Annotated in this window: 7 protein-coding genes; 4 read left to right on the plus strand and 3 right to left on the minus strand. The window is 62.9% G+C overall.

The genetic code is table 11. The features are described 5' to 3' along the window. Window positions 1–6: 6 nt before the first annotated feature. Window positions 7–2,952: a TonB-dependent receptor domain-containing protein gene (locus PQ467_RS22045; protein WP_274176618.1), complete on the minus strand. Its 2,946-nt coding sequence runs from the start codon at window positions 2,950–2,952 to the stop codon at window positions 7–9. Between the two features lie 187 nt (window positions 2,953–3,139). Between PQ467_RS22045 and PQ467_RS22050 the strand changes: the two genes are divergently transcribed. Next, window positions 3,140–4,234 carry a hypothetical protein gene (locus PQ467_RS22050; protein ID WP_274176619.1) on the plus strand — a complete coding sequence of 365 codons (1,095 nt, stop codon included), beginning with the start codon at window positions 3,140–3,142 and terminating at the stop codon, window positions 4,232–4,234. A gap of 103 nt (window positions 4,235–4,337) precedes the next feature. Here the strand turns inward: PQ467_RS22050 and chrA are convergent, their stop codons facing one another. Further along, complete coding sequence (chrA, locus tag PQ467_RS22055) at window positions 4,338–5,639, minus strand: chromate efflux transporter (protein ID WP_274176620.1); 1,302 nt, start codon at window positions 5,637–5,639, stop codon at window positions 4,338–4,340. Window positions 5,640–5,800: 161 nt separating this feature from the next. Between chrA and PQ467_RS22060 the strand changes: the two genes are divergently transcribed. The 3 genes from PQ467_RS22060 (at window position 5,801) to PQ467_RS22070 (ending at window position 11,382) form a co-directional block, all read left to right on the plus strand. Beyond that, window positions 5,801–6,310 carry an SRPBCC family protein gene (locus PQ467_RS22060; RefSeq protein WP_274176621.1) on the plus strand — a complete coding sequence of 170 codons (510 nt, stop codon included), beginning with the start codon at window positions 5,801–5,803 and terminating at the stop codon, window positions 6,308–6,310. Window positions 6,311–6,374: 64 nt separating this feature from the next. Next, on the plus strand, window positions 6,375–8,933 hold the full coding sequence (gene mgtA, locus PQ467_RS22065; RefSeq protein WP_274176622.1) for a magnesium-translocating P-type ATPase: 2,559 nt from the start codon (window positions 6,375–6,377) through the stop codon (window positions 8,931–8,933). A 310-nt stretch (window positions 8,934–9,243) separates the two neighbouring features. Then, on the plus strand, window positions 9,244–11,382 hold the full coding sequence (locus PQ467_RS22070; protein WP_274176623.1) for a TonB-dependent receptor: 2,139 nt from the start codon (window positions 9,244–9,246) through the stop codon (window positions 11,380–11,382). 35 nt (window positions 11,383–11,417) lie between these two features. On the opposite strand, the gene PQ467_RS22075 is transcribed toward PQ467_RS22070, so the two are convergent. Next, entirely contained in the window at window positions 11,418–11,876 is a 459-nt protein-coding gene (locus PQ467_RS22075; protein WP_274176624.1) for an Lrp/AsnC family transcriptional regulator, read from the minus strand. Window positions 11,877–11,931 lie beyond the last annotated feature (55 nt).

Consider the following 11,931-nt stretch of genomic DNA (forward strand, 5'->3'; position numbering starts at 1 on the left):
ACCGCATTACATGGACAATTTCAGACCGACATAGAACGAACGCCCGATGGCATCATACAATGCCGTATCCGTGCCGTTCTGCGAGCTGGCAACAAAGGGCAGGCTCTTGTTGAACATATTGTTCACGCCCGCGCGCAGTTCAAAGTTCTTGTTGACCTTGACCGAGCCGAACAGATCCCACAACTGGTAAACGCCGACGCCAACCTGCGTGTTGGTGGGCGTCAACACCGCGCTGGTGTCCTTCATCCCGCTCTGATAGCGCCAGCGCAGACCGGCGCCGAACACGTCATTCTTGATGCCGAACGTGGTCAGAGCGCGCCATTCCGGCGTGGCGCGCGGCGGCACCGATCCGGGGTTAGACCCGCCGACGCTGACGCCGGTGTAATCAAGGAAGGCCGCGCCCGGGAGCAGTTGCACCTTATACGCATGGAGCCAGCCAATCGCGGTGTCGATATAGACCTTGCCGCCCGCGCCCAGCTTTGAAGCACGTGTGCCCCAGTGGATCTGGGCCTCGATGCCATCGGTCTTGACCGCGCCCAGATTGAGATAGGGCGTCGAAACGGTCAGCAATTGCCCGGTCGAATTATCGCGCGAGATCAACTGGCAATAGGGATTGGTGGTGGCATAGCCGGGGTTCGAGCCATCCAGATTGTAGCATTTCGACAGCACGGTCAGGCCCGGCACCGAGGAAATCACGTTCTTGATGTTGATGTTGTAATAATCGACCGAGAGCGAGAATTCGGCAAGCGGCCCACTCTGGAACGGCGAGTTGAGCACGATGCCGATATTATAGGTATCGGCGGTTTCCGGCGTAACATTCGAATTGCCCGCCACGGTCTGGCCGGTCGCGGTGGTGGGGAACTGATAGCTGGAAATCAGCGCCGAGGGCACGCCCTGCGCGGCGCAAAGCGCGGCGACCTGCGCGCCATTCGCCCCGGTCCGCGCGCCCGAACGCACATCGCACGGATCGCCCAGCGAGGAAGGCGGCGTGCCGATGACCAGCTGCGAGCCCGAGGGCGGCGAGAACAGTTCGCCAATGTTGGGCGCACGCACCGCGCGCTGATACGAACCGCGCACCAGCAGGTTGCGCGTCGGACGCCACCGGGCGTCGACTTCATAGGACTTGACCGAGCCGGTCACCGAATAATCGGAAATACGCCCGGCCGCGCCCACAGCCAGTTCCTGCGCCCAAGGCTTGTCGGCCAGCAGGGGCACGTCGATCTGGGCGGCAAATTCCTTCACAGAAATGGCCCGCTTGGGCACGCCGATGGTGGCGGTAAAGCCTTCGACATTGGCCCCCGGCGCCCATCCGCTGAGTGCCGTCATGTCGCTGTCCGGCGTGAAGGAGTAGGTGTTGCGGCGATAGTCGGCCACCAGCGCGATCTGCGCCGGGCCGGCGCCCAGATCAAACAGCGAGCCGTTGACCTGACCCTGGATCTGGGTCTGGCTCAGGCGCTCCTGGCTGAAGGTATCCTTGGTGATATAGGCGCGGCATGCATCCGAGAGCGAGCGCGCATTGGCATCGCCAAACGGATTGAACCCGCCCGCGCAAATCGACCTGCCGCCATCGGCTGCGTTCAGCAAGGTCTGCACCCGGCTTTTCAGCACGGCATTATGCATGATCTGATTATGCACCGACTCGTCATACGAGGCGTACACATCAAAGCTCCAGCCGCCGCCGATCTGACCCTTCAACCCGGCCAGATATTGCTGGACCTGATAGTTCTCATCCCAGTTCTTCCACGGAACGCCGACATAACGCGCATTCCAGTTGAAATTGGCCCCCGGATTGGCGCGCGAAGCAAGGATCGTGCGCAGGTCGTTGGGAATAAAGGGATTGGAAACCGGGATCGTGGTCAAGGTGGGGAACTGGGTCAGGCTGCCGCCGCTGTTGGTATTGACCGACAGATCGACGAACATGAACTGGCCATAGGCGGTCAGGCTGGGGGTGAGTTCAAAATCGCCCTTGATAAAGGCGGTCTTGCGGTCCAGCGCGTTGAACAAATTGCCCTGCTGGCCCACCGGCATGCGCACATTGTTGCCCACCAGCGCATAGCCGTTGGTGCCGTTCGCGCCCTTGTAGTTCTGCGCCCCGTTCTGCACGAACAGCGTGCCATCATTGTTGAAGCCGAGGTTGGCCAGCTGATAATTGGCCGGAAGGCTGGTCACGCCATAGCCGGCAAAGATGCCCTGGACCACGGCCGGATTGGGCTGGTTCGTCGCGCTGGGCACATAGGTGCCGGTGCCGATATAGGATGACGGCACCTTGTCCATGAAGAAGGAGCGCGAATTGTTCGCCACCGGGTCCTGCTTGGCATAGCTGAAGGCGGCGATCAGATGGCCGCGATCATCGGCAAATTTGGTGCCAAGGGCCAGTGAGGCGTTGAACCGGAACGCGTCGCCCAACTGGCTGATCGAGTTCATGACATCGGCCTTGATGCCCTCGAAATTGCGGATGGTCTTGAAATTGACCACACCCGACATCGCGTCCGAACCATAGACCGCCGAGGCGCCCCCGGTGATCGCATCGACGCTGGAAATGATCGCATCGGGCAGGATGTTGACGTCGACATTGCCGTTGATGTCCGAGACCGGCAGGCGATGCCCGTCAAGCAGCACCAGGTTACGGTTGGTGCCAAGGCCATGCAGGTTGATCGAGGCGCGACCGCCACCGCCTTGCCCGCCGGTGGCCGCATTGCCGCCCACCGTAAAGCTGGGGACCTGATTGAGCGCGTCCTGCAGCGTGGCGGCGCCCGATTCCTTGATCGTGGCCTCGCCCACCGAAACGATGGGGCTGACCGCTGTGTTGTTGGGCCGCTTGATCAGCGATCCGGTGACGACAATTTCCTGCGCCTTGGCCGCATCATCGGCGGCCATTGCGGGCGTAGAAAAGCCCGCCAAAAGGCCGATGAGGCTGGCGGACGCAATGAGACTCTGTTTGGCGTATGACATCTGGCACCCCTCCCTTTCGCTCTTTCCAGCGTTGTGGGCCGGATAGAAAAGGCGCTGGCCAAGGTCAATCAAATATGAAACTAACCATTTCGTTACCTAAAAGATGTGATCGCAAAGACACACGAGCGCCGCGCTGGAGAACGCACCGATGACCCCAAAATTAACACGCCCCAATGCCGCGCTCGCTATGACCACCGCACTGTTATGCGTCGTCTTTTTCACCGGCGCGCCCCTGCCCGCCCGCGCCGCGCAGGCCGCTCCGGACGTCTGCGCCCCGGATGAACAGCTCGCCTATATCTGCGGCGCCGAAAAACCTGAGGACATACTCGCCCTGCCCGGCACCCGCTGGCTGATCGCCAGCGGCTTTGCCAAAGGAGCCGGGTTGAAGCTGATCGACTCGGCGGCGCGGCGCATGGAGTTCTGGTATACAGGCGCGCCCGAAGACATTGCCGCCGATACAAACGCCTATCCCCATTGCCCCGGTCCGCCCGATCCGGCCCTGCTCAATGATCGCGGGCTCAACCTGCGTGCCATGGGGCCGAACCGCTGGCGCCTGTTGGTCGTCAATCATGGCGGGCGGGAATCGGTCGAGGTCTTTGACGTCAACACCGCCGTCGACCGCCCCAAACTGCAATGGCGCGGATGCCTGCCCATGCCCGCCGGACAGGTGGGCAACAGCGTCACCAGCTTTGCCGACGGGCAGATTTTGGTCACTGTGCTGACGCGCCCGGGCACCAGCATCGCCGATTTCGTGCTGGGCCGCGACACTGGCGCGGTATGGTCTTGGCGCCCCGGCGAGGCGGCATTTCACGAGATGCCCGGCACCGCCCTGCCCGGCAACAACGGCATCGAGGCCGACCCTGACGAGCGCCATTTCTACACCATCGCCTTTGGCCGACATGCCGTAGAGGTGTTTGACCGGCACGATCCGCGCGGGCCGGTGCGGCGCATCGTCGCCCCTGATTTCATGCCCGACAACATCCATTGGACGGGCGGGCGCCTGCTTCTGGCCGGGATGCGCTATGACGAACCGGCCTGCGGGGGGCTGCGCAAGGTGGTCGATGGCGTGGCGGACCCAATGCTTTGTCCGCGCGGCTGGATCGTGGGCGAGGTCGATCGGGCGCAAGGGCGGATCGCCACCCTCGCCTATGGCACCCCTCGCCGCGCCTTCAACGGCATCTCTGCCGCTGCGATCATCGGGCGGGAACTATGGCTGGGTTCGTTTCAGGCGGGGCGCATTGCCATCGCGCCCCTGCCCTCGCTGCCGCCTGCTTCGCCGTAAATGTCGTTTGCTTCCGCTTTACGCTGCAGCCGCAAAATTTAATGTACTAGATGGTACGCCAGAGCACCGACATGCCATCGCCATCCTGATCAAACGCCCTTGATCAAACTTGCGAGAGCAGCCAGCCACCGGCGGCGGCAGCGGCCAAAACGGGGATCACATTCCATTTGCGCCCGATCACAGCCCATGCAGACAGCGCGGCGATCAGCCCGGCGCGCCAATCGAAACTGGCCAGAACCGGCAGGCTGAAACTGCCCCAGACCACGCGCAGGTCATGAAACAAAACCTGAAGCGCAAACCATGCCGAAAGATTGGCGATCACGCCCACAATCGCCGATGTCACCAGCGCCAACGCGCCTTTCAACAATTGGGCGCGCTCCAGCCGCTCGATCCACGGAGCCAGCGCGAAAACCCACAGGAAACAGGGCGCAAAGGTCACCCATGTCGTCAGCCCGGCTCCCAGCAGGCCCGCAACCAGCGGCGTGAAGGGCGCGGGACTGCGAAACGCGGCCAGATAGCCGACAAATTGCGTGACCATGATCAGCGGCCCCGGCGTCGTCTCGGCCAGCCCCAGCCCGTCGGCCATTTCCGTGGCCGAAAGCCAGTGCTGTGCCGAAACCGCCTGCTGCGCCATATAGGCCAGCACCGCATAGGCCCCCCCAAAGGTGACCACCGCCAGCTTGGAAAAGAACACCCCCACGCGCCAGAGCACATGATTGCGCCCCAGCAGCGCGAAAACTGCCGCCATCGGCGCGGCCCAGACCAACGCACCGATCAGCACGGCACGGAAGCTGTAGCCCCAAGGGCGCGGCGTATCGGGGGGCGATGCCGCCTCACCCTTCAGCCCCAACAGCGCAGGGCGATATCGCGCCGCGATCCAGCCGACCGCCGCCGCCCCGATCACCACCAGCGGAAAGGGCGCGTTGAACAAAAACAGCGCAAGGAAGGACACCACCGCCGCCCCTTTGCGAAATCCCGTCCCCAGCGCGCGGCCCGCAAGGCGCAGCACCGCCTGCACCACAATGGCCAGCACCGCCGCCTTGATGCCCAGAAACAGCGCGGCAAACCATGCCAGATGCGCCGCCGCGCCATAGAGCATCGAGAGCCCCAGAATGACCAGCGCGCCGGGAAGCACAAACAAAAGGCCCGCCGCCAGCCCGCCGCGTACCCCATGCATTTTCCACCCGATCCAGATCGCCAGTTGCTGTGCCTCCGGCCCGGGCAGCAGGTGGCAGAAATTGAGCGCGTGGAGATATTGATCCTCGCTGATCCAGCCGAGTTCCTCGACCAGTTCGCGGTGCATCAGCGCGATCTGCCCGGCAGGCCCGCCGAAACTGAGACAGCCGATGCGCGCGGAAACGCGCAGGAGTTCGCCAAAATCAGGATGTGCAGAAGGGGCCGTCATCTTGCGTCCAATACCTTTCCGCCCGCAACGGCAGGCCGGATAAGGCAACACTTGGGCTGACGCCTGACCGGGAGGTTGCTTTATCCCGTTGGGCGCAGCATTAATCATGGCGGGCGAACCGCGCAACAGATTTGATGTGGAAAACCGGACGGGAGAGGTCGATGAGGAAAGCATTTGGCGCGTGGATGGTGGCCGGTTTCATCGCGTGGGCGGCCCCGGCGGCGGCCGAAACGCCCGCCTATCAGACCATCCATCTCGAACAGGACGTTGCCCGCCCCGCCGCGCAGGTCTGGGCGCGGATCGGCAAGTTTTGCGACATTGAGGAATGGCTGCATGTCCCCTGCCGGTTGATTGCGGGCAAGGATGGCGAAGTGGGCGCGGTGCGCGATCTCAACAATGGCCGGTTGATCGAGGTCATCGTCGGGCGCACCGACCTGTCCTATGCCTATGCCATGCCCGATGGCATGGCCGAGGGGCAAGCCTTCTATCACGGCAATCTGGCAGTGGTGCCGGTGTCCAAATCCACCTCGCGGATTGTCTATTCGATCCTTTACCTCGACCAGGGCGCCGGGGCCGAGGCCGGCGCCAGGGAACGGCGCGAAAAGCGGGCGCAGCGCTTTGGCGAAGCGCTCAGGACGATGAAAATGCTGAGCGAAGGCAAGCCGCGATAAGGGATTGCGGCCAAACGGATGCCAGCGTAGCGCAGCGCGCGCAACATGCGAAAAGGCCGAGCGTATGACCGACGGGCTGCTTGATCTGGCTAGGATGGACGAGGCGGCCCTCTATCGCCATTTCGGCACATCGCCAGCCGGGCTGACAGAGCAGGCGGCGCAGGAAAAGCTGGGCGTCATCGGCCCCAACCGGATCGCCGATGATGTCCGCCTCTCGGTCCTGCGCGAGATCCTGCGCCGGTTGGCAACCCCGCTCAACGGCCTGCTGCTGGGGCTGGCGGTCACGTCGTGGGCGCTCTCGGATTATCGCTCGGCCATCGTCATTGCCGTCATGGTGTTGCTCAGCGTGGGGCTGGGCTATGTTCAGGAGCATCGCTCCAGCATGGCCGCCGAACGCCTGAAGCGCATGGTGCAGGTCCACGCCAGCGTGAAGCGCGGGGGGGCGGACTTTGCCGAATTGCCGCTCGAAGCCTTGGTGCCGGGCGATGTCGTGCGTCTGGCGGCGGGCGATCTGATCCCGGCGGATCTGCGTTTGCTCAGCGCGCATGACCTGCATGTCAACGAAAGCTCGCTGACCGGTGAGGCGATGCCGGTGGAAAAGCGCGCCGTGGCCGATAGCGATGCCGCCGTGCCCTTTGATGCGCCCAACCTGTGCTTCATGGGGTCGAGCGTGGTCAGCGGTTTTGCCGAGGGGGTCATCCTGAAAACCGGCCGCGCCACCTTTTTCGGTGAAGTGGCCAAGCAGATCGTGGCGGCCGACACCGCCAGCAGCTTTGATCGCGGGCTCAACCAGTTTGTCGGACTGATGCTGCGTTTCATGGCGGTGCTGGTGCCTTTGGTGTTCATCATCAATGGTGTGACCAAGCATAACTGGCTGGAGGCTTTGTTCTTTGCCGTCGCGGTGGCGGTGGGGCTGGCGCCGGAAATGCTGCCGATGGTGGTGACAATGAATCTGGCGCGCGGGGCGATTGCCATGTCGCGCAAGCGGGCCATCGTCAAACGCTTGAACGCGATCCAGAATTTCGGCGCGATGGACGTGCTGTGCACCGACAAGACCGGCACGCTGACGCAGGACCGGGTGGTTTTGAAACTCCATCTGGATGTGGAGGGCCGCGATAACCGCGATGTGCTGGCCTATGCCTGGCTCAACAGCCGGTTTGAGAGCGGCCTGCGCAATCTGATGGACGAGGCAATCCTCGAACATGGCGGCCATGGGGAGCATCCGATCTCGGCGGGCGATTATACCAAGCTGGACGAATTGCCCTTTGATTTCATGCGCCGCCGCGTTTCGGTGGTGCTGCGCCGTCCGGCGGGCGAGGCGCTGCTGGTCTGCAAGGGCGCGGTCGAGGAAGTGCTGGGCGTCTGTACCCAATTCCGCAAGGGGGAGGAGGTGCTGCCCTTTGCCGGGCCCCAGGCCGAGGCCATCCATGCTGTGGCCGAGGGCCTCAACCGTGATGGTTTCCGCGTGCTGGCCATCGCCAGCCGCACCATGCCCGCGCTGGCCGAAGGGCAATATTCGATTGCCGACGAGCGCGATCTGACGCTGATCGGCTTTGCCGCCTTCCTCGATCCGCCCAAGGAAACCGCGAGGCCCGCGATTGCCGATCTGCAAAAGGCGGGCATCACGGTCAAGGTGCTGACCGGCGACAATGATCTGGTCACGGCCAAGATCTGCCGCGACGTTGGGCTGGACGTCGGCCAATTGCTGCTGGGCCGCCAGATCGAGGCGATGAGCGATGCCGAATTGGCCGCGCAAGCCGAAGTCACGCAGGTCTTTGCCAAGGTTTCGCCCACGCAAAAGGCCCGCATCATCGCCGCGCTTCAGGCCAATGGCCATGTGGTGGGCTTTCTGGGCGACGGGATCAACGATGGGCCCGCGCTCAAGGTGGCCGATGTAGGCATTTCCGTCGATACGGCGGTCGATATTGCCAAGGAATCGGCCGACATCATCCTCCTGGAAAAGAGCCTTGCCGTGCTCGGCGATGGGGTGACCGAGGGGCGGCGGGTCTTTGCCAATATCATCAAATATATCCGCATGGGCGCCAGCTCGAATTTCGGCAATATGTTCAGCGTGCTGGGCGCCTCGATCCTGCTGCCCTTTCTGCCCATGGCGCCCTTGCAGGTGCTAACCAACAATCTGCTCTACGACTTTTCGCAGACGACCATCCCCACCGACAATGTCGATCCGGAATATATGGCCACGCCGCGTCGCTGGGAAATCGGCAATATCGCGCGCTTCATGCTGTTTATCGGGCCGATGAGTTCGATCTTCGATTATGCCACCTTTTTCACGATGCTGTATGTGTTTAACGCCTGGGCCGATCCGGCGCTGTTTCAGACCGGCTGGTTCGTGGAATCGCTGCTCACGCAAACGCTGATCATCCACATCATCCGCACCGCGCGCATCCCCTTCCTGCAAAGCCGCGCCAGCCATGCGCTGATCGCCACCACGCTGATCATCTGCGCGATCGGGGTGGCGCTGCCCTTCTCGCCGCTGGGGGCAACGCTGGGGTTCAAGCCTCTGCCCGCGCTTTACTGGCCGATTCTGGCCGGTTTCCTGCTGGCCTATGCGGTGCTGACCCATATCGTCAAAGTCTGGTTCTTCCGCCGCTGGGGCGGCTGAGCCATTGGCAGGATTTCCGATATCCATATGAGAGTTACGCATTTGTGACGCGGCGCTGTAACCGTTAGGTCCGGCCGGAAACGCCGATCCCCTCGCGCCGGAATGCATGCCGTGCGGGGTGCCTGTAACCGCCCTGTAACCGCCCTGTAACCAACGCCCAACGGTAATGAACTTGCACCAGGCTGCTGGCTGGTGATGCTCGAAAGGCGGTTCCTGCCAACGCGGGGCTGTATCCCCCGCATCGGCCATCCCGCCCGGCGCGCTCCGGCGCGGCGACCGTGAAGGCCCCAGAAATTCGAGTAATGACGCCATGATTTTGCGGTCCCCCTTCCCCGTCTCGCGCCTGCTGCTGGCGAGCGTTTGCACCATGGCCATCGGTGCGCCTGCCTGCGCCGAGGAGGACCGCACCATCATCGTCACCGCCTCGCGCAGCGAGATGATCGGCAAGGCCGAAACCGCCAGTCAGGGATCGATCAGCCAGACCGAGGTTGCCCTGCGTCCGATCTATCGCGCCGCGCAATTGTTCGAAAGCATCCCCGGCCTTGTCGTCACCACCCACTCGGGCGAGGGCAAGGCCCCCTATTACCTGATCCGGGGCTATGCGCTGGACCATGGCACCGATTTTGCCAATTTCATCGACGACATGCCGGTCAATCGCGGCACCAATGCCCATGGTCAGGGCTATTCCGATCTGGGCTTTCTGATGCCCCAAACGGTGGCCGGGATCGACTATACGAAAGGGCCCTATTACGCGGGCGTGGGCGATTTCGGCTCGGTCGCCTCGGCGCGTACTCGGCTGCTCAATGAAGCCCCGGCCCAGATCGCCGTCACGGTCGGCACCGATGGCTATCAGGAGTTGCAGGGCATCGGAACATTGCGCCTGGGTCGGCAACAGCGGTTGCTGGGCGCGTTTCAACTCAGCCACTATGACGGCCCGTGGCAACCGGGGCAGAATTTCCGCAAGGTGAACGCCATGCTGCGCTACAGCCAAGGCACCGCGCAGGACGGCTTCACCCTGACCGCCATGGCCTATGCCAGCGAGGGACGGTTGACCACCGACCAGCCGCAGCGCGCGGTCGAGGCCGGTCTGATCAGCCCCTATGGCACATTGGACCCCAGCGATTACAGCCGCTCGCAACGCTACAGCCTGTCGGCCCATCTCGAAAAGCCCCTTGGTGCAGGCCAGTTTTCCGCCAGCCTCTATGCGATCCGTTCGACGATGACGCTGTGGAACAATTTCACCCATTACCTCTATGATCCCATCAACGGCGATCAGCAGGCCCAGCATGAGGCGCGCACGGTGCTGGGCGGGCGGGCGGGCTATACGCTCAAGGCCCCGGTGCTGGGTGTGGACACCGAAACCGTGTGGGGCGCGCAGGTCCGCTATGACAGCGCCCTGGTCGACCGCCGCCATACACGGGCGCGCGATACGATCCTGTCCAACTGCTTTGCACAGCAGGAGGATGGCAGCATTCTGAATTACAGTGCCGTCAACGGCAATTGCAATGCCGACAGGGTGCATATCCTGATGCTCTCGCCCTCTATGGAAACCACGCTGCGCTGGACCGACTGGCTGCGGACGGTGGGCGGGATCCGGCTGGATTACACGCGGGCCGATGACGTCAGCTATGTTACCGGCACCAGCGGACGCGGCCATCAGTTCCTCTGGCAGCCCAAAGGCAGCCTGATCCTCGGCCCATGGGCAAAAACCGAATTCTATTTCAGCGCCGGACGCGGGTTCCATTCCAACGACGTGCGCGGCGTGTTCGGCACGGTCCCCACGCAGGGCGTGCCGCTGGCCGCGGGAGGCACGCCGCTGCTGGCCTCGACCACGGGAATGGAGGTAGGGATGCGCAGCAATATCATCCCGCGTCTGAGCCTTCAGATTGCCGCTTTCCAGCAGGATTTCGGCTCGGAACTGCGCTATAACGCCGATACGGGCCAGAACGAGGCGGGCGCCCTCAGCCGCCGTCAGGGCATCGAGATTTCCGCGCAATATCGCCCGGCCCGCTGGCTGGAGCTGAACAGCGATCTGGCCTTTGCCAAGCCGCGCTATCGAGGGGCCAATCTGGCAGCCTTTGGCATCGCCCAGCCCTATATCGCGGACGCGCCCAATTTCACCTATTCGGCAGGCGCGCTGCTCAACGGACTAGGGCCGTGGTCGGGTTCGCTGCAATGGCGACGGCTGGGCACGCATTCGCTGGCCGATGGACAGTTCAACCCGCGCGACGGCGGATACAGCGAATGGAACATCGACGTCACCTATGCGCTAAGCGGCGGTTGGAAGGCGCAGATCAGCCTGTTCAACATCTTCAACAGCCGCAGCGATTCCGCCACCTATTACTACACTTCGCGCCTGCCGGGCGAACCGGCCGAGGGCGTCGAGGGCTATCACGCCCATCCGCTCGAACCCCGCTCGGCCCGCTTCACCATTCGCAGGGAATTTTAAAGCGCCCCCAAAAGGTCAGGAAAGAAGCTCCTCGTTCACCCGCCCTGATCGACGATGGTTTCCATCACCACAAAGGTCGATGTGCTGGCGACATGGGGCAGGCTGGAGATCTTTTCCCCCAGCACCGCGCGATAGGCGGTGATGTCAGCGGTACGGACCTTGAGCAGATAGTCGAAATGGCTGGCCAGCATGTGGCATTCCTCGACCTCTTCCACCTGAAGGACGGCGCGGCGGAAGGCTTCGAGCGCCTTTTCACGAGTGTCGGACAATTTCACCTCAGCAAAGGCGATATGACCCATGCCAAGCCGCACCGGGTCGATCACCGCGCGAAAGCCGCGAATATAGCCCTCCTCGACCAGCCGCTTCAGCCGGATCTGACAGGGTGTCTTGGACAGGCCCACCCGCCGCGACAATTCCGCCACCGTCATGCGCGCATCAACCCGCAATTCCTCGATCATCCTGCGGTCGATCTGGTCAATCAGGCTATTGTCCATCGGGGATCTCCATCATCGGCCTAAATTGCGGCCCATCTTTATCCGATCGGCATGC

This window comes from Novosphingobium sp. KACC 22771, assembly GCF_028736195.1.
GTDB lineage: Bacteria > Pseudomonadota > Alphaproteobacteria > Sphingomonadales > Sphingomonadaceae > Novosphingobium.

Excerpts from the sequence above, each read along its gene's own strand:
- PQ467_RS22045 (WP_274176618.1), bottom strand. The coding sequence starts at position 2,952 with ATGTCATACGCCAAACAGAGTCTCATTGCGTCCGCCAGCCTCATCGGC.
- mgtA (WP_274176622.1), top strand. The coding sequence starts at position 6,375 with ATGACCGACGGGCTGCTTGATCTGGCTAGGATGGACGAGGCGGCCCTC.
- PQ467_RS22060 (WP_274176621.1), top strand. The coding sequence starts at position 5,801 with ATGAGGAAAGCATTTGGCGCGTGGATGGTGGCCGGTTTCATCGCGTGG.
- PQ467_RS22070 (WP_274176623.1), top strand. The coding sequence starts at position 9,244 with ATGATTTTGCGGTCCCCCTTCCCCGTCTCGCGCCTGCTGCTGGCGAGC.
- PQ467_RS22075 (WP_274176624.1), bottom strand. The coding sequence starts at position 11,876 with ATGGACAATAGCCTGATTGACCAGATCGACCGCAGGATGATCGAGGAA.
- PQ467_RS22050 (WP_274176619.1), top strand. The coding sequence starts at position 3,140 with ATGACCACCGCACTGTTATGCGTCGTCTTTTTCACCGGCGCGCCCCTG.
- chrA (WP_274176620.1), bottom strand. The coding sequence starts at position 5,639 with ATGACGGCCCCTTCTGCACATCCTGATTTTGGCGAACTCCTGCGCGTT.